17 protein-coding genes are annotated in these 17359 nt (G+C 33.3%); 8 read left to right on the top strand and 9 right to left on the bottom strand.

Going from position 1 to position 17359, the window contains the following annotated elements:
• Positions 1–30: 30 nt before the first annotated feature.
• From BKM01_RS04175 to BKM01_RS10745, 3 genes are all read right to left on the bottom strand, one after another.
• Positions 31–1326 (bottom strand): DEAD/DEAH box helicase, encoded by a 1296-nt coding sequence (locus tag BKM01_RS04175; protein ID WP_072361200.1) that lies wholly within the window; start codon positions 1324–1326, stop codon positions 31–33.
• A gap of 320 nt (positions 1327–1646) precedes the next feature.
• Positions 1647–2429 carry a TrkA C-terminal domain-containing protein gene (locus BKM01_RS04170; RefSeq protein WP_084006333.1) on the bottom strand — a complete coding sequence of 261 codons (783 nt, stop codon included), beginning with the start codon at positions 2427–2429 and terminating at the stop codon, positions 1647–1649.
• A 134-nt stretch (positions 2430–2563) separates the two neighbouring features.
• On the bottom strand, positions 2564–2725 hold the full coding sequence (locus tag BKM01_RS10745; protein ID WP_157769608.1) for a hypothetical protein: 162 nt from the start codon (positions 2723–2725) through the stop codon (positions 2564–2566).
• A 312-nt stretch (positions 2726–3037) separates the two neighbouring features.
• On the opposite strand from BKM01_RS10745, the gene BKM01_RS04165 reads away from it, so the two are divergent.
• Both BKM01_RS04165 and BKM01_RS10890 read left to right on the top strand, forming a co-directional pair.
• Positions 3038–3916, top strand: coding sequence for an amidohydrolase family protein (locus BKM01_RS04165; RefSeq protein WP_072361203.1), 879 nt, complete (start codon positions 3038–3040; stop codon positions 3914–3916).
• Positions 3917–4002: 86 nt separating this feature from the next.
• Complete coding sequence (locus BKM01_RS10890) at positions 4003–4155, top strand: hypothetical protein (protein ID WP_169922775.1); 153 nt, start codon at positions 4003–4005, stop codon at positions 4153–4155.
• Between the two features lie 128 nt (positions 4156–4283).
• On the opposite strand, the gene mdh is transcribed toward BKM01_RS10890, so the two are convergent.
• Positions 4284–5207, bottom strand: a complete 924-nt coding sequence (gene mdh, locus BKM01_RS04160) for a malate dehydrogenase (protein WP_072361206.1) — start codon at positions 5205–5207, stop codon at positions 4284–4286.
• Between the two features lie 286 nt (positions 5208–5493).
• On the opposite strand from mdh, the gene BKM01_RS04155 reads away from it, so the two are divergent.
• On the top strand, positions 5494–6060 hold the full coding sequence (locus BKM01_RS04155) for a phage integrase N-terminal SAM-like domain-containing protein (RefSeq protein WP_072361209.1): 567 nt from the start codon (positions 5494–5496) through the stop codon (positions 6058–6060).
• Between the two features lie 324 nt (positions 6061–6384).
• Positions 6385–7101: a hypothetical protein gene (locus BKM01_RS04150; protein WP_143744169.1), complete on the top strand. Its 717-nt coding sequence runs from the start codon at positions 6385–6387 to the stop codon at positions 7099–7101.
• 11 nt (positions 7102–7112) lie between these two features.
• Here the strand turns inward: BKM01_RS04150 and BKM01_RS04145 are convergent, their stop codons facing one another.
• The gene (locus tag BKM01_RS04145; protein ID WP_072361214.1) at positions 7113–7532 is read right to left on the bottom strand and encodes a hypothetical protein; all 420 of its coding nucleotides are present in this window, start codon (positions 7530–7532) and stop codon (positions 7113–7115) included.
• A 2163-nt stretch (positions 7533–9695) separates the two neighbouring features.
• Between BKM01_RS04145 and BKM01_RS04140 the strand changes: the two genes are divergently transcribed.
• Positions 9696–10331, top strand: a complete 636-nt coding sequence (locus BKM01_RS04140) for a recombinase family protein (RefSeq protein ID WP_072361216.1) — start codon at positions 9696–9698, stop codon at positions 10329–10331.
• A 485-nt stretch (positions 10332–10816) separates the two neighbouring features.
• Here BKM01_RS04140 and BKM01_RS04135 read toward each other — a convergent pair whose 3' ends face one another.
• Positions 10817–12709 (bottom strand): hypothetical protein, encoded by a 1893-nt coding sequence (locus tag BKM01_RS04135; protein ID WP_072361219.1) that lies wholly within the window; start codon positions 12707–12709, stop codon positions 10817–10819.
• A gap of 4 nt (positions 12710–12713) precedes the next feature.
• Positions 12714–12857 (bottom strand): ribbon-helix-helix protein, CopG family, encoded by a 144-nt coding sequence (locus tag BKM01_RS11240; protein WP_205781720.1) that lies wholly within the window; start codon positions 12855–12857, stop codon positions 12714–12716.
• Positions 12858–13321: 464 nt separating this feature from the next.
• Between BKM01_RS11240 and BKM01_RS04130 the strand changes: the two genes are divergently transcribed.
• Complete coding sequence (locus BKM01_RS04130; protein ID WP_072361222.1) at positions 13322–14344, top strand: hypothetical protein; 1023 nt, start codon at positions 13322–13324, stop codon at positions 14342–14344.
• A 2-nt stretch (positions 14345–14346) separates the two neighbouring features.
• Here BKM01_RS04130 and BKM01_RS04125 read toward each other — a convergent pair whose 3' ends face one another.
• Together BKM01_RS04125 and BKM01_RS04120 are read right to left on the bottom strand one after the other, a co-directional pair.
• Positions 14347–14868: an AN1-type zinc finger domain-containing protein gene (locus BKM01_RS04125; RefSeq protein ID WP_072361224.1), complete on the bottom strand. Its 522-nt coding sequence runs from the start codon at positions 14866–14868 to the stop codon at positions 14347–14349.
• A 44-nt stretch (positions 14869–14912) separates the two neighbouring features.
• Entirely contained in the window at positions 14913–15386 is a 474-nt protein-coding gene (locus BKM01_RS04120) for a hypothetical protein (protein WP_072361226.1), read from the bottom strand.
• Between the two features lie 170 nt (positions 15387–15556).
• On the opposite strand from BKM01_RS04120, the gene BKM01_RS04115 reads away from it, so the two are divergent.
• Both BKM01_RS04115 and BKM01_RS04110 read left to right on the top strand, forming a co-directional pair.
• Positions 15557–16780, top strand: a complete 1224-nt coding sequence (locus tag BKM01_RS04115; RefSeq protein ID WP_072361229.1) for a GntP family permease — start codon at positions 15557–15559, stop codon at positions 16778–16780.
• 40 nt (positions 16781–16820) lie between these two features.
• The gene (locus tag BKM01_RS04110) at positions 16821–17342 is read left to right on the top strand and encodes an O-acetyl-ADP-ribose deacetylase (RefSeq protein ID WP_072361232.1); all 522 of its coding nucleotides are present in this window, start codon (positions 16821–16823) and stop codon (positions 17340–17342) included.
• Positions 17343–17359 lie beyond the last annotated feature (17 nt).

The following is a 17359-nucleotide window of genomic DNA, read 5'->3' as shown; positions in this document are numbered from 1 at the left end:
GTGTGAAAATAAAACCTCCCTGTGGCAGGCTTACTTCTTCTCTTCTGCTAACAGAATTTTTACAAGGGCAGCTGCAACATCCACTGAAGCATAATCTTCTTCCAGTAAATTTTCAACCCAGTGCTCATATTTGCCAATATGCCCATCATCGATTATCTTCTTGACGTTTTGTGACAGCATTTCCGCCCTGATATCTTCAACATCACTCTGGGAAGGAACATTTTTCCTTGTGATCTTTGCCTTGGTGTGTTTCTGTATATCTTTGATCTTACGGATGTCCTTACCGGAAGCAAAGGTTATTGCAACTCCTTCTTTGCCTGCCCTACCGGTTCTGCCTATCCTGTGGACATATGATTCCTCATCCTGAGGGATGTCATAATTAAAAACAGCCTCGATGTTCTCCACATCGATACCACGGGCAGCAACATCGGTTGCAACGAGTGTCTCAATTTCTCCTTTCCTGAAATTGGCCATGACACGTTCCCTTTGCGCTTGCCTCATATCACCATGCATTCCATCTGCAAGATAACCTCGTGCCTTGAGAGTTTCAACCTGTTTATCGACATTTTTCTTGGTATTACAGAAAACAAGGGATGACTTGAAATTGTAAATATCTATCAAACGGCACAAAACTTCGGTCTTTGCATTGTTTTTGACTTCGAAATAGAATTGTTCAATCTGGGGGACCGTTAGTTTCTTATGAACAGTCTTTACCATTTGAGGGTTTTGCTGGTATTTCTTTGTGAGTTTAATGATTGGCTGGGGCATCGTGGCAGAAAATAGAACGGTCTGTTTCTGGCCGGGCACGCGACTGAGAATAAATTCAATATCCTCCCTGAAACCCATATCAAGCATTTCATCAGCTTCATCCAGCACCAGCATTTTAACACCGTCAAGTTTCAGTGTCTTTCTCTGGATATGGTCCATAACTCGCCCGGGAGTACCAATTACAATGTGTACGCCTCTTCTCAGGGCCTTAATCTGCCTGTCTATGGGTTGACCACCGTAAACCGGTAACATTTTGGTATTCTGGTACTTGGCAAGTTTGCTCATCTCCTCGGCAACCTGATTTGCCAGTTCTCTGGTTGGACAGAGGACCACTACCTGCACCTTCTTACTTTTAACATCCAGCATTTCAAGAGCAGGTATACCGAAGGCAGCAGTTTTACCGGTACCGGTCTGCGCCTGTCCTATTACATCCTTACCTTCCATAAGATAGGGAATAGATTGAGACTGAATAGGGGTGGGTTCCTCAAAACCCATGTCTTCAACTGCACGTTCAATATTTTTCGATAAATTCAAATCTTTAAAAGTTAATGATTCCATGGTGAAATTCCTTTTATATTCTGCTATCACAGTATCCTAAAAAATTGCCTGACACAGAATAGGTGCCTGTATAGGCATCTTTGGGGATAATGATGATCAATTAAATGTACTTGTTCTAAATGTTTCTTTAAACAAAAAGAGGCATGGTCCATAACAACGGCAAGTATATAAAGGTTGTCGGTAAGCAAAACAATCCCATAAATTGGTTTTACTAAAAAACTGGATATATTTAGTGGTATTTTACAACGAGCCTATACTGAATTTGCCAAATAAGCCCAATCTAAAAGCAAAAAATAGAAAAGTATATCGAAGAAAAATAATCAAATATCCGCAGACTCACTTTGTTTACTGCCTGTTTTCTGTTCTTCCACCACGTCCCTCTGCTGTGCCACTGCTTCGGCGTGTGCAACCGCCCCACGAAGCCCTTTACGCCTTCTATCCAGGGAGCGCAAAGATTCGCCTCTGCCGTATAGAAGGAGTACATCATTAACTTCAATACGTGTGGACGCTACAGGGGCTCCAATGTATTTACCGCCGGGTTTCTGGATACCAAGAATCAGCACCCCCTCATCCACAAGGTTCAACTCATTCAGGATTTTACCTGCTAGCCAATCTTCAGAGCCAACTTCCAGTTCTGAAACCTGATAATCCCCACCCAGGTAAATCAGGCTTGCAGAATCCGATGTCTGGATATCAGTCCATCTGGTAAGAGAAAAAGTGATAACACGGCTGAGAAACCGATCGGCTTTTTTGCTACGGGTAATGATTAAAATCACTAGCATACCAAGTGTAATGACAACGATATAACTTAGCAGTGTATCAGACGAGGGGCTCAGGAAAACAAGGACTACAGAGGCCATCAGGGTTATTATTCCGGCATTTCCCACAAGCATAAGCAACATCAGTATCCTGCGCCTTACAGGATGATTCATCATTTTTTCAGATTCCGTGGTAGTAAATCCCGCACCTGTAAGTGCAGACCTTGCCTGGAAACGTGAGACTTCACGGGAAAGACCGGTAAGGGTTAGCGCAATCGTGGCTATACGATTGATAAAAAGAGATAAAATAATTACTGCAAAAACCGTAATAAATGCCGCTATCATTTAGAAGTTTGCTCCTTGTGTCCTATTGGACCTGAAACCATTTATCATTTTCTGAGTTAAATGGAATGACAAAATAAACAAAAACAATAGGAGAGGAGGAAAATTAGGCAATTCGGTGAATTGCCCTTTAATGATCAGCCGATAAGGTTGGCATAAGCGGTCAACCTGTACAGAGAAAACAATCCAAATGCCAGAATAACCATCATGAAAACCATTTCATTAATGGTCATGGTATGGTTTGCTTGTCTGGTAAGATCCCCGCTCTCATGTATAGATCCATTTTGGTAAATTTCCATTTACTAACCTCCGTTTATTTATTATCACACATATTGTGATGTTTAATCATTACAAATATCTATAATGATTTATCATTAATAAACCTTTCTGCCTATTATTAACCACACCCAAAATTTGCCGACATCCTCAAGTAAATAATGTGAAAAACGCGCATCTATGCTATTTTCATATAATCTAATTCTTCTGTACTCCAGCATAGACGATACATTATGTACAAGCCTCATCAATTCGACAAAGGCTTAAGAAAAGACAGCAGTAAGCAAATCTTTGTGTCGAGTATGTATATGTGGTATAAATAAAAACAGTTCTTCATGGAAAAATGTGAAAAATATCGGATCAATGATGCACATTGCCATTACGGAACAAATTCAATCTTTATGACAATGGCGCTAAGGCCCACCACCAGGATCAGTAATAACATACAGAGGCTGCAGGAGAACATGGATCAGAATAATGTTGAAAACTGTGTTCTGTTTGCACAACCAGAACCATCAAACACTTTCGGACATTTCTGGAAAGGCCTGTTCTACCATCTCAAAAACAAATCCCCAGACCCTGATGAACCATACTCTGGTTGGAAGATAGATTACACCAGAGCAAACGATGAAATATGGGCAATTGATGATGACCGGGTTGCTTTTATACCGTTTATAGCTGCAAATGATAGTGCCGAAAATATTGCAAAATATGAAGATGAAGACGAAAAACCTCCTGCAGGGATAAAGTATTATGGAATCTATGGAAATATGCCTGATGATTCAATCCTGAGTTATATGAATGAAAACTACATGAACCTCCTTTTACACATCCCTATGGCGTGTAGTAAAGATCCTTATAAATTGCTGGATAAAGTGGAACAATATCCGGATATTAATTTTCAGCTTGCACATCTGGGGGATGGTATCCCTGAAATTATAAAAGCAGTTAATGATCTTGACAATCTCTATCTGGATACGGCAATGTCAAACCATGAAGCATACAGATATATGTATAAAAATAATGGCACGACTACTGAGGATATAATAACCAGCCAGCCAGAAGGAAAAGTCCTTTTTGGTTCAGATGAACCCTGGGGAAACCTGCAGGAGCAACTCCAGAACATAGTTAAACTACAGGAAGACGGAACCTTTTCAACAAAGGATGTTGACAGAGTGTTGTACAAAAATGCAGCACATTTATGGGATTTCTGAACTGCAGGATAATTTAAAATAATAGCACATACCAAGCTAGTATTGTATAGTTTGATTTGATTATGATCCTTTTAAGGAGGACAAATATGTCAAAAAAGATGTGTTCCTGGAAAAAAGATGATATAAAAGAAAACACAAAGGAATTTAAAAAACTTATAAAGAATCCTTCATATTACTGCAAGAAATGTGGTCGGGTTGCAAAGGATGACAAGAACCTCTGCAAAGCCAAAAAACTATAACTGGCTTTGAAGTATTATATTTTAATTTCTCGCATTATTCAATGCCAGCCTTATAGGCAATTGCCTCCCAAAATGTCTACTTGTTGCTGCACCTTTTTCTCCTACAAAATTCGCTAAAATGCGAAATATCATATATCCAGATAATCGATGCTTTCCTTTATATTTGCAGAGGAGTCTTTTATTGCCTTTTTCTGTTCTTCTGTCAGTTCCAGCTCTATTATCCCTTCAATGCCATCACAACCAATTTTGGCAGGTACACCGAAGTATATTCCTTTCTGGCCGTATTCCCCCTCCAGATAAGCAGAAACAGGTAAGATTCTCTTTTCATCTCTCAAAATTGATTCAACCATCTGGACTATGGCAGCAGAAGGTGCATAAAAGGCGCTACCCTGTTTGAGAAGAGCAACTATTTCAGCACCACCATGGATTGTACGTTCTACAAGCCCTGCAATTACATCTTCCCCAAGCAATTCTGGCAGAGGCGTCCCGAATACTGAAGAATGCTGGGGAAGAGGAAGCATCTGGTCCCCATGACCACCTATTACCATTGCTTCAACATCTCTTTTGGAGCAGGCAAGCTCATCGGCAATAAAACTGGCAAAACGTCCCGTATCAAGTATTCCACTCATTCCAAACACACGATTTGGTTCAAAACCAGTGACTTTCAGGGCCACATAAGTCATTACATCAAGAGGATTGGTAACAGCAATTACAATCGATTTAGGTGCATATTGCTTGATTTTCTCACAAACATCTTTCATGATCTTAGTATTGATATTTATCAGATCAGTCCGGCTCATTCCGGGTTTTCTTGCAGCACCGGCAGTTATGATAACAATATCTGAATCAACAATGTCCGCATAGTCATTACTGCCCTTGATTTTAGTATCATATCCTACTATAGACCCTGCCTGCATAAGGTCCAAGGCTTTTCCCTGAGGTAAACCTTCAACTATATCCACAAGGACAATGTTACCGAATTCCATTTCGGCAAGTCTCTGCACAGTAGTTGCACCAACATTCCCTGCTCCTATTACTGAGATTTTAGCCATGGCAAAAGCACCTTTAATGTGATTGTTTTAAGAGGATATTAAATTAGATTTTTTTATAATTAAACCTATTCTTTTGCTATTTAAATTGCTGTTCCGTATTAAAGGTATTTTTGAAAACATTGGTTTAAAATATACAGAAAATATAACTGGAGATGATATACAGAATGTGAATTAACCAAAAACGGTGAAAAATGTGCAAGCTATCCTGATTTTCACGATAATCAAATCGATATCGATGTGATTATATCATATGAATCATATCAAAAAGTATGAAAGGTGTAATTGAATGAATAATCAAAATAAAAAGGTAGATAAAAGACGAAATAAAGACCATTTAAAATACAAAATAAATGGAAAATGTGTTGATGAATATGAATCATGTAAAGAATGGATAGAAAGTAAAAAAAGTATTAACACAAGAAAAAATTACAAAAGTACATTACAAATATATGTAAAATTCACAGGGAAAACACCAGATGAATTGATAGATGAAGCACTCGACGAATTAGATGACAAAGTTATTATACAAAGGCAAAAACACATACGATATATTCGTAAATTTAAAAATTATTTGATAAATGAAAGAAATTCCTCGGAAAAAACAGTTAATCAGAGACTTCGGTGTATTCATAACTTTTACAAATATTATGATATTCCTATTTCTGAAAATGTCATAGCAAAAAAAACAAATAAGAAAGATGGAAATAATGAAAGATTAACTTATGAAGATATTAAGAATGTTTTAGAAAATTATGCAGGAGAAAATCCTCTAATAAGAGCTTATATTTTAGTTGCAGTATCGACGGGTATGGCGTCTGATGATATTACGAAATTGACTGTTGGTGATGTTTAGGAAAATATTGATGAAAATAAAATAGTTACATTAGAATTATTAAAAAGAGGAAAAACAGATGTGGAGCACCTTTCCTTTTTAAATCCTGAAGCTACTAAAGCTGTATGTGAATATTTAGAATGGAGAAACCGCAACCCTACATATAAAAACAAAGATAATAAAAATGTAAATTATAGAGGGAAACCCGCTAATATATTGAAAAGTAAACGTGAATGGAGAAACCATAGTGATTAGTTATTTCTAATGCGGGATATACCTGACTATTATTTGGATGATTTTGATGATAAAAAACGATGTTTACGACCACATAATATAGGCAAATATATGGTGAAAATCGCACATGAATCTGGATTATCAACTGGAGAGGGGAAATACAATAAGCTTCGTACACATAATTTACGTAGTTTCTTCATAAAAACATTGCATAGTTATGGTTACGGAATACAAGACGTACATTTTTTAGCTGGAAAATCAACAGGTGAATCATATGAAACGTATTTGACAAATTATGGAACTCCTGAAGAAGCTGTGACAGTTTTAAAAGACAAATATGTTGATTACATGAACCATTTGATGTTTACAGAAAAAGTCAATATAAACCTAATAAAAGATAGAGAAAGAAGACTTGAAAAGAAAATAGCTGAAATGGAAATAGAACATAATAAAGAAATAAAAATGATGAGAATGGAAAGTGAAGTTAATAATGAACAAGTAAAAATAGATGCAATTACCTATCCATATCAAAAAGAAATAGAGGATAAAGAGTACTGGATAAAGGAATATAATAAGTATCTAACATATGGTATGAAACCCATTGAAAAATTAACTCTAATAGGCACTGACAAAAATAAAATTAAAACTACTATTATTGATGGCAAAGAATATGTCAATTTGACTACGAAAGACATTGATAGTTACAAAAGAACAATAAAAATATTAAAAAAAGAAAAAGGAAGATTTGAATATGAAATTGAACGTATAAAAGAACCCTATCTCGAAAAAATAGAAGAAATAAAGAAAAAGTACGATATAGGTGAGTGAAAAACGACTTCTTATGTGTTTAGATAAAGATACAACAATAGTAATGCAATTATCACCAATAAAGCGAGTATTTTTGGTATAAAAGAATAGTAAGATGGTTGTTTCTTGTTTCTTTTTTCTTGTTCCGAAGCAAACCAATTATATGGTTCAATCGTATGATTATTTTGAGAGTTTTCATTTGGTTTACCAATACAATTATGTTTTTCAGGTAAAATATCGATTGGGCAAAAAATTTCCCCACAGTTTTTGCATACCTTGAAGGAACAATTACTTTTATGTTTTAGATGACCTTTGTCATCTATATTAACTGCATCCATTAAACTATTGTATTTATCGGGGGTAATCCCACAATGAAAACACTTAACGATTTCTTTTTCTGATTGATTTGAGTTAAAATTACTTTTTGGGTAATCTTTATCTTGAACTCCCATTGTAATACATCCATTTTACATAAATATTCAAAGTATAATAGGTTTGGTAATACTCCTATAATTTGTTTACGTGCCTTATATTCATGTTATATAACTTTATTTATAGAATTTTTCTTATGAAAGAATATAATGTTTCACACATTATTGCATCTTTTTGAGAATAATTAAATAATCCCATTTATTCAAATATCTTCATCATTCATAGACTATTTTCCTACATTTTCGGTTTGCAACAAGATATAAGAAAAAGATTTGATGTTGTAAGTTCATATCCTCTCAATATGGAACTATTTTGTTTGAAAGGTGTATATTCACATTTAATGCCAAAACACGCCAAAAATGAGGGTATATGAGAGTTCTACTTGTAAAAGATTACTTCATGTGTAATGTTCATCTCAATAGTTGAACGATTGGTTTGTATCTCGAATTTTCGTATTATATAAATCTTTCCCAAAACTCGATTTTTCTCTCTTATACTATAGGCATAGTCCGACAAAAATTGTTTAGAGAGTTCAAAAAAAGAGGGGCATTAGAGTAGGGTATAAAGTTTTTTCGTTTTAGACTGTTCACTATTGTTATGTACACCATGCTTCTTTTTTAAAATACAGTCACATTTATATAATATTTGTACTCTCTTACTTCGATAATTATGTCACTCTCAATTCCAACAAATAAAGGATGATATGTAAAATGCAAAAATGGGTTTTGAAAATAAATAACGAAATAACATTTGAAAATAGGTTTTCAGACAAATCTATTGAAAATTCAAAACTGGCAGCTTTATTATCGTATTTCTGTAATGAGGTAAATGTTGAATATATATTACTGATTGGCGACTGGATAGACGATTAGTTTCAATGGATGGAAGATGGTAATATATTAACAATTTGTAGAAAGGAAGATTGAATATCAATAACACAAACAAATCTATTAGTGTTATTACGTTCATGTACTATTCTCTTCAATTTCGATTTGCAACAAGATGTAAGAAAAAGATTTGATGTTGTAAAGTTCATATCCTATCAATATGGAACTATTTTGTTTGAAAGGAGTTACATATCCTCTTATACCAAAATATGCCAAAAATGAGGATATATGAGGGTTCTACTGGTAAAAGATTACATCATGTGTAATGTTCATCTCAATAGTTGAACGATTGGTTTGTATCTCGAATTTTCGTATTATATAAATCTTTCCCAAAACTCGATTTTTCTCTCTTATACTATAGGCATAGTCCGACAAAAATTGTTTAGAGAGTTCAAAAAAAGAGGGGCATTAGAGTAGGGTATAAAGTTTTTTCGTTTTAGACTGTTCACTATTGTTATGTACACCATGCTTCTTTTTTAAAATACAGTCACATTTATATAATATTTGTACTCTCTTACTTCGATAATTATGTCACTCTCAATTCCAACAAATAAAGGATGATATGTAAAATGCAAAAATGGGTTTTGAAAATAAATAACGAAATAACATTTGAAAATAGGTTTTCAGACAAATCTATTGAAAATTCAAAACTGGCAGCTTTATTATCGTATTTCTGTAATGAGGTAAATGTTGAATATATATTACTGATTGGCGACTGGATAGACGATTAGTTTCAATGGATGGAAGATGGTAATATATTAACAATTTGTAGAAAGGAAGATTGAATATCAATAACACAAACAAATCTATTAGTGTTATTACGTTCATGTACTATTCTCTTCAATTTCGATTTGCAACAAGATGTAAGAAAAAGATTTGATGTTGTAAAGTTCATATCCTATCAATATGGAACTATTTTGTTTGAAAGGAGTTACATATCCTCTTATACCAAAATATGCCAAAAATGAGGATATATGAGGGTTCTACTGGTAAAAGATTACATCATGTGTAATGTTCACTCAATAGTTAAAGATTGGTTTGTATCTCAAATTTTCGTATTATATAAACCTTTCTCAAACCACGATTTTTCTCTCTTATACTATAGGCATAGTCCGACAAAATTTATTTAGAGAGTTTAAAAAAAGAGGGGCAGTAGAGTAGAGTGTAAAGATTTTTCGTTTTAGACTGTTCACTATTGTTACCTTTCGCAAATTCCCATTCCATAATACACCTCTATTATGTTACATAACACCCTAATAAAAATGTTTATATAGTATGTAACATAAAATATATTTTATGGAAGATATAAAATATAATAAATCAGTTGGTTATGCAAGAACCAGTACGAAGGAACAGAATATAGATACACAAATCATTCAGTTAAAGAATAATGGAATCCCTGACGAAAATATATTTTTTGACGAAGGAGTTAGTGGTTCTGTAACAGCTACCAAAAGACATGGATTCAAACAGATGTTAAAATTAATTGAGGAAAATGATATTGATACCATTTATCTTTTTGAGATCTCACGATTAGGTAGAACATTTATTGATACATTGAATTTAATCATGGATTTTGAAGATAAGGGCATTAAAGTGGTTTCATTATCTCCATCTGAATCATGGAGTACAGTTGGAGATTCACATTACAGGAAGTTGTTAATCTCATTATTTGGGTGGGTTGCAGAAAATGAGAAACGTATTTTGCAGGAACGAATAAAAATCGGTATTCAACGTCATAAGAAAGAAAATGATTCGTGGGGAAGACCCTCTAAAGAACCAAATAAACGTAAGGTTATGGATTATCGAAAGAAAGGTTTGACATGGGCTGAGATTGCACGAACTATGAACATACCTGCATCTACAATGTATAAATATAAAGATAAATGGGAAGAACAGGATAAGTTAGAGAAGATAAAGAACATAAAATGACTATTAGATTGTCATATTCTCTCAAATTTACAAATAATTACGGTTATAGGCAGTTTGATGCATATTTGTAATAATAATTCAAATATGCGCTTAAATTACCATTTTTGGTTATAATTTGAATAATAAATAAGTATAACCTCTCGAACCCCTATCAAACTGTCTATCAAACTCCTTATCAAACCCTTATATATATAATAAATAATTAATAATAGTAGAGTATATTTTGTAAAATATAAAGGGGTATCCAACCCCTATTAGATATGAGTGAAGTCTATATTTTTTTCATGCATATTATTATACATATTATAATGGTAGTTTTTTTATCTTATTATGTGTATCTGGCAAAAATAGTCAATGTATCTCCGTTATTCAAAAAAAGAAGGGGTTATATGGGGGTTATATGGGGATTTGTATAGGGTTGTATAGGGGTTCCCATACATATTATAATGGTAGTTTATAAAAAAATATAGGTTTGTAACCTATAATTATCCATCAACATTATCTCCTTCTAAATATACGATTTTACCAATATTATTTGGATTAAAATTAGGTAAATAATATTTTTTGTATTTTACATAATGGCTAGTATTTTCATTATGTGTACCTTTTGAACCTTCTTCCTCATATATTTGTGTTTTTTCAAAAAGTGTATTTAATCTTTTTCTAACCATTGTATCTGATATTTTTAAAGATTTTGTCAATTCATTTACAGTTATTCCTGCATTTCCATTAATTGAAATTCGATTTGCCATTTTTATTTCTGCCTTTGTTAGTTTAGTTGTTTGACTTACTGCAATTTTATGATATATTTTTTCGGCTTCTCTAAAATCTTCAATTGTAGCTATATAATATCCAGAATTGTTCTTTTTGCGTTGTCGAAAATTTAACATTGTGAACCCTTTGACCATATCTAAAAACATATCGAAATTTCGCCTATTTTTCTTATCGTTCCACTTTATTTTATCGGCAAAGGGGATGACTACGATATCTAGATTCTTTGCATATATATCGAACATTGCCCTACATATCAATACATTTTCATCATCTGCAAGGTCGGGTATCTCTCCTAACATTGCCTTTCTTTGTTGAATATTAAAGACAGATTCATCCTGTTTTTTACTATTATCGGCAGCAAAGCTCGTCTGTCTATTTTGTAGTTCATCTCCTCCTTTCATTTCTACAGAATTTAATAAAAAGAGTGACCTTTCAGGAAGTATTAATTTTTCTGATTCTCTATCAGTATTCACAGTATAATGTTCAGTTTTTTCTTGAAAATTTGACATTGCCCTTTTTAATGTATTTTCCATACTATTACTAATTTCAGTATCATCACTAACGATAACCATAGGGGGTTTCAAACCGAGATAAAAAAAGGATTTGTCACTAAAAGAACCTTCTATTACATATTTTTTTGGAATATGTTTTATAAATGTAAATGTGGCATGTGATTTTCCTGAACCCGAATCGCCATTAATAGTGGGTTGTAACCCATTACTGTTTCGTATTGATTGATTTGACCTTGCAATAATTAACATTTTTATTAAGTCTTCATCACCAGCGTGGTGTTTTGCGGTAGATTTTTGTATAAATTCATAAGGATTACCATTATTAAGAATATCATTAGCTTTATCGATTATGTCTTCATTTTCCCACGCTTCAGGTTCATTTTCATCATCTTCATCTCCATCTTCTATTGTTTCAATATATTTTTCATAATTGGTTTTGAGTTCATCAACAGCTTTGAAGTATTCTTTTGATATTTTGCGATTTAATTCTGCAACGGATTGTTTCGCCTTTTCCCTATCAATATTTAATAAATCCTGTATCAATTTTATAATATCTTTATCTCTTTGTGGATGAGATGTAAGTAAGGATTTTTTTGCAGAATAATTCATACCTAACTTTTTTCCATCTTCCATTAATTGAATATGGTATTGATTTTTTACATACGTGATTGTAAATATAACATCTGAAGTATGGATTTCAAGCTCTCGGTTCTGTTTATAATTTTCAATAGCATCGGGATTTCGTGCATTTGTAGATATTATATCCATTATATCTTCTGCGTCATCATCGGAAACTTTACACTTTTCCTTTATTTTACTGATATATTCTGATTCTTTATTTTCATTTTGTAATTCTATAATACCAATGTTATATATTTCTCGTATTGTATCTAATGGAATTTTATATTCTTTTGAAATGGTTTGTATTATTTTCTCTTTTTGTGGATTATCAATTTCATCTTTATCGTTGTTATTTGTTAAATCTGCATTTGTATCGAAATCTTTATATAATTTGTTATTATTTTTATTATTGGCATTAATATTTTCCTGTTGCGTCTGACAGGGCGTTTCATTTTTTTCTTTTTTTTCCATATTGTTACCTCGTATTTTTCCATTTGTCTATCTCATTTTTAATTAATTGATTAATTAATCTACTTTTAGCTATCATTCTTTCATTTGCCATCTCATCGAAAATTGGCAATATATCTTCATCGACTGTTATTGTTATTCGTTGTTTCATTTAAATCATCTTATTAATATAATTCGTATTGAATAATACATACTACTCAATATCGCAACTTCTATATATACATTTCGAACAGACAGTAAAAGTTTACCTTTTGAGTAAAGGTGATAATAATTCAAACAAGAAGTATATATCCGATGAAAGTATTGTATAAATATGTTCATTTTTGCACAATTATTTTGTCGATGTAATAAACGACAAATGACGTTTGATAATTTTTGCCATTTTTCAAACACCTGAAATGAATTGTTCACCATTCATTGAAATGATGTATGTCGATTTGTTCTTCAATTTATGAATAAATATATATCTGTTCTTCAAATACATTTCAATAAAAAGTATTATATATTAATGATGTAATCTATATATATACATTACATCTTCGGTTACCCACAGGAATTGAGAGGTGAAATCGTTGAAATCGTTATAGTGAAAACAATATTATCAATGGTGATATTATGAAAATTCAAATTCCAAAAAATAGTAATAATAATGAAAATTTTGAAAATAATACAAACGCAAAGAAAAAGAAAAAATTACATGGTAAATGTCATGAACGAGATTGTATCGCAAAACAGGAAATATTGAAACCTATAATCAATGTGGATATGACATCTAAAGATATGTATGAATATTCTGAATATAAAGGAGAATATAGTTCATTCAGAAGCCATTTATCGAGATATGTAAAACGTGGATATATTATAAAGTACGGAAAACGACCATCATACTACCAATTGACACCAATGGGCAAAGATGCCTGTATAGATAACCCATTTGGGTATCGTGAAGAACGAATCGCATTACATAATCAGATTGTATCCAATTACGATAAACGAATGCGTGAAAAATATGGCAACAATGGTGTTGCATATTTGAATAACGGAACAGGAAACAATTTTAGTGGCACTCCTCCCAACAATATGAATACTCCTAACGATTTTGGTAATGAATATGATAGTCATGGAAATGAAAAATCCGATGATGAAAATTTAGAATCGCAATTAATGGAAAAAGATAAGGAAATAAAAAAATTAGAAGCTGAAAAATTCTCACTTCAAATGACTCATCAGAAACGTATAGAAGAATATGCAAAGAAAGTCTCCGAACTTCAAAACAAATCCAAAGAACAACCAAATACTCAAAAATCTGAAACCCAAAAGAAGAATGAAGAAAGAATAAACAGACGTAAAAAGTTAGCTAAAAAGTATAATGGGGAATATTTAGATATGAATTTCTTTAAAAAATGGGGTAATATGATACCTGTTCGTGTTAAAGGTAAAAATGCGGTTAAAAAGGGTGATATTGAAATATTGAGTAAAAACAATGAGGAATTTAGTCGGGGGCATATAAAACATAAATTGAATGAATATCATATTTATGCATGTGGATTTGCAATTGTGAACTATACTCCACAAGGAATATACGTTCGTGATATATTAGAAAACGGCATGAAAGAAAAAAAATTAATGAAATATTGATGTTAAGAGTATATAAACAAATAATATACAATTGCACCTATAATTACAAGAACCATTAATAAAAGAATTATATTGTTCAAAATCCAATTTCTTAATGATGGATTATTTAAATACTCTATTTCATTTTTTTGTGTAATAGGAGTTGGTTTTCTATAACTGATTCGAGCTTCATCTGATTTACTATTTATTGGATAATTCTTTCTTCCTGAAAGTTTAATTTTATCTTTGATATTTTGATTGGATTTAGAATCTGATTTCATCAGATTTGAATAGGAATATTCCAATTTACCATTATTATTTCGTATTTTCATTTTCAATAACAAACCAGAACAATCATGTTTTTCAGGTAAGTGGTGTTCCTCACAAAAATAGTATCCACAAAGATTACATTTAAAAACGTCTCCATATCCTTTCGTATTTATTCTCTTTTCACCACCAGTTTCATAAGAATATTTTGTATCTTTGGGAGATTTGCCACAATACCAACATTTACTGTTATTTTCTTTGTTATTACCTGAAGACATAATTCCCCCCAATAAAATCAGTATGTTGTCAAACAATGCAATATTCAACTTTTGCCTTTAATAGATTTGAATATGTTACCTAATTTGGAAGTGATTTTTTCAGATAGGGGTTTTGGTTTCGATTCTGATTTTGGTTTTTTGCAAAATGTAGTTTTATCAGATGAATAATTGTATTCATTTGTCGAAGTATTTATGACGTCAATATTTGTTTCATGCCCCAGTGATATTTTGATGTATTTAATATCAGCTTTTAACTTTTGTTTTAATCTTATTTTTTCATCTTTGGGTATATCTGGGTTACTTAAAACAGCTGCAAGTTCAGATTTCTTTTGTTCCAAAGTAGTATTTGAAATAGGATAATCCTTACCAGATGATTTAGAAAATTGTTCTTTAGAAGATATAGTGGACGATTTGGAAGCTGATTTATGATAACTATATTTTTGATAAGTATGGTTTTTTGATGTTGTAAGATTTCCGTTTGAATCCCTTTTTGTATAATCTCTGTCTGCCAATCCCATTAGGATACACCCTATTTACATAAATTGACAAAGTATAAAAATCTGTATGTTGCCGATTGAATTTAAATTCCAAAAATAACTATTTTTATTTTTTCAATCATATAATAAGAAATAATATATACAATCAATTCAAATATAGTACAATTAGAGGTATTTGAATCTATATCGTAATGATTTTCACGATAACTATAGTATTAATAACAATTCTTCTCTGGAAGATTAGATTACCCCCTTTCCTTGTCCTGACAGGTGCAGCCCTTTTTTATGGTATTTTCAGTGGGATGCAGCAAAATGCAATCTCAATGGCTACACAGGGTGCAGGCAGGGTTTTTGCACTTCTAGCAATTCCTATTTTTTCAGGGTCATTGATTGCCCTGGTAATAAGACAGGAAAATTTTGCTCAGCGAATTGTCTCAGATATGCAAAAAATATCCTCACGGCCCACCCTTACATCAGCGATTGCAGGTTACCTGTTATCCATACCCCTCATGTGCTGCCTGACAGCTTATGTGGTAATGATACCCCTTGTTGAAAACCTGAATGTAAACTCTGAAATCAGGAAGAAATGCTATTATGCAACCGCAATCGCAAGCACACTTTCTTTTGTCCTTCTGTATCCGCTTCCTGTTATATACAGTATTACAAGAAATCTTAATTTTAATGTTGATGCTGGCTTCAACCTGGCTGCAATCACCATATCCATAATTCTCTTTATTTTTGGATACCTGCTTATTACAAAAAGAGGCAGCCACAAAGACACATGGGAAGAAAGAGAATTGTCAGCAAAAAAGTCACCTATTGGATGGATTCCATTAATACTGCCCATTTTTTTCCTGACAATTGGCCATTTTTTGCCGGGAGCTTCCCTGCTGGCAGATATCAATCTTGCTATTATTCTTGCAGCCAGTTTCTCCCTGTTACTGGTAAAAAAGGAAAACCTGGATATAGTTTTTGAAAAAGGCAGCCGCAATGCAGGTATTATATTACTTGACCTATGCGGTGCGGGGGCACTTGGAGGAGTAATTGCTGCAAGCTCATTTGCAGAAAATACCTATAATCTAATCGGACACCTAGTACCTGCTCTTTTCATCCCGTTTCTTTTCGCCGCGATAATCCAGACTGCGCAGGGCTCCAGGGCTGTCACTGCAATAATAACATCATCCATACTCGCCTACAGCCCCTATGTTTCAGAGGTGGCAACCATCCCTCTAATATTGATGATTTCAGCTGGCACCATGGTGTTTTCCTACGTTACAGATCCATTTTTCTGGCTGATCCAGAGAACCACGGGCGATGATGTGAAAACCGTAGTATCAAACTATACCATTCCACTTGCCATACTGGGGATATCACTCTTCACTTCAGTCTTACTGATTGATTACTTCCTGTTCTGAAGTGACAACAATTATTAACCCGTAAAAAAGACCAAAGATTATGGATAAACAAATAATCAAGATAATTAAAGGCGGCATTACCGAACAGAAAGTTGATGCCATCGTGAATGCAGCCAATAATTCCCTGCTGGGAGGAGGAGGGGTTGATGGAGCAATACACAAAGCTGCAGGACCTAAACTGCTGGAAGAGTGCAGGACACTGAACGGTTGTGCAACTGGTGAAGCAAAAATCACACAAGGCTATAACCTGCCGGCAAAATGGGTCATTCATACAGTGGGGCCTGTCTGGCACGGCGGAAACAATGACGAGGACGGAATGCTGGCCAAATGTTACAGGAATTGCCTTACGGTGGCGGCAGAAAAAGGAATAAAAACAATCGCCTTCCCCTCAATAAGTACCGGAGCCTACCATTTTCCCATACCCAGAGCAGCTGAAATAGCGATAAATGAAGTAATCGATTTTCTGAATGACCGGCCTGTTTTTGACAGGATAGTATTTGTATGTTTTAACGATGAAACTTTCAGTAGCTTCAATAGGGTACTTAATGCGAGAGTACCATAAACAAAGCAGGAGATATA

Source organism: Methanohalophilus portucalensis (assembly GCF_002761295.1).
GTDB classification, from domain to species: domain Archaea; phylum Halobacteriota; class Methanosarcinia; order Methanosarcinales; family Methanosarcinaceae; genus Methanohalophilus; species Methanohalophilus portucalensis.
The sequence above is the reverse complement of the archived record's forward strand: the minus strand, read 5'-3'. Positions and strand labels throughout refer to the sequence as shown.

Excerpts from the sequence above, each read along its gene's own strand:
- BKM01_RS04140 (WP_072361216.1), top strand. The coding sequence starts at position 9,696 with ATGGAAGATATAAAATATAATAAATCAGTTGGTTATGCAAGAACCAGT.
- BKM01_RS04155 (WP_072361209.1), top strand. The coding sequence starts at position 5,494 with ATGAATAATCAAAATAAAAAGGTAGATAAAAGACGAAATAAAGACCAT.
- BKM01_RS04130 (WP_072361222.1), top strand. The coding sequence starts at position 13,322 with ATGAAAATTCAAATTCCAAAAAATAGTAATAATAATGAAAATTTTGAA.
- mdh (WP_072361206.1), bottom strand. The coding sequence starts at position 5,207 with ATGGCTAAAATCTCAGTAATAGGAGCAGGGAATGTTGGTGCAACTACT.
- BKM01_RS04175 (WP_072361200.1), bottom strand. The coding sequence starts at position 1,326 with ATGGAATCATTAACTTTTAAAGATTTGAATTTATCGAAAAATATTGAA.
- BKM01_RS04115 (WP_072361229.1), top strand. The coding sequence starts at position 15,557 with ATGATTTTCACGATAACTATAGTATTAATAACAATTCTTCTCTGGAAG.
- BKM01_RS04165 (WP_072361203.1), top strand. The coding sequence starts at position 3,038 with ATGGAAAAATGTGAAAAATATCGGATCAATGATGCACATTGCCATTAC.
- BKM01_RS04150 (WP_143744169.1), top strand. The coding sequence starts at position 6,385 with ATGGTGAAAATCGCACATGAATCTGGATTATCAACTGGAGAGGGGAAA.
- BKM01_RS10745 (WP_157769608.1), bottom strand. The coding sequence starts at position 2,725 with ATGGAAATTTACCAAAATGGATCTATACATGAGAGCGGGGATCTTACC.
- BKM01_RS04110 (WP_072361232.1), top strand. The coding sequence starts at position 16,821 with ATGGATAAACAAATAATCAAGATAATTAAAGGCGGCATTACCGAACAG.
- BKM01_RS04120 (WP_072361226.1), bottom strand. The coding sequence starts at position 15,386 with ATGGGATTGGCAGACAGAGATTATACAAAAAGGGATTCAAACGGAAAT.
- BKM01_RS04135 (WP_072361219.1), bottom strand. The coding sequence starts at position 12,709 with ATGGAAAAAAAAGAAAAAAATGAAACGCCCTGTCAGACGCAACAGGAA.
- BKM01_RS04170 (WP_084006333.1), bottom strand. The coding sequence starts at position 2,429 with ATGATAGCGGCATTTATTACGGTTTTTGCAGTAATTATTTTATCTCTT.
- BKM01_RS10890 (WP_169922775.1), top strand. The coding sequence starts at position 4,003 with ATGTCAAAAAAGATGTGTTCCTGGAAAAAAGATGATATAAAAGAAAAC.
- BKM01_RS11240 (WP_205781720.1), bottom strand. The coding sequence starts at position 12,857 with ATGAAACAACGAATAACAATAACAGTCGATGAAGATATATTGCCAATT.
- BKM01_RS04125 (WP_072361224.1), bottom strand. The coding sequence starts at position 14,868 with ATGTCTTCAGGTAATAACAAAGAAAATAACAGTAAATGTTGGTATTGT.
- BKM01_RS04145 (WP_072361214.1), bottom strand. The coding sequence starts at position 7,532 with ATGGGAGTTCAAGATAAAGATTACCCAAAAAGTAATTTTAACTCAAAT.